Origin of the sequence: Pseudoalteromonas sp. C8 (assembly GCF_011378685.1) — a bacterium.
Classification (GTDB): Bacteria; Pseudomonadota; Gammaproteobacteria; order Enterobacterales; family Alteromonadaceae; genus Pseudoalteromonas; species Pseudoalteromonas arctica.
On the sequence record NZ_WTKT01000074.1, the window covers coordinates 1 to 337 of the forward strand.

The window sequence follows — 337 nt, forward strand, 5'->3', positions numbered from 1 at the left end:
GATTTGTAGTCTATTCAAATGTTAATAGAATGTAAATAAATGGTCGACATAACTGCCGACCTGCTTAACAAAGATTATAGGATTAACGTACGTAAATCAGATAAGTGCTTATTAACGGCAGTAATAAAGCGTGCACCGTCAGCACCATCAATTACACGATGGTCATATGAAAGCGCAAGAGGAACCATCATACGAGGTTCAAATTCTTTACCATTCCATTGTGGTTTAATTGCTGATTTAGAAACACCTAAAATAGCAACTTCTGGCGCATTTACGATTGGTGTAAATTGAGTACCACCGATACCACCAAGGCTAGAGATAGTCATACTACCGCCTT

The 337-nt window shown here is 38.3% G+C and carries 1 protein-coding gene; it reads right to left on the reverse strand.

All coding sequences use genetic code 11. The features are described from left to right. Positions 1-74: 74 nt before the first annotated feature. Positions 75-337: 2-oxo acid dehydrogenase subunit E2 (locus GQR39_RS20085; RefSeq protein WP_206007915.1), on the reverse strand; the 263-nt coding region annotated here is incomplete at its 5' end.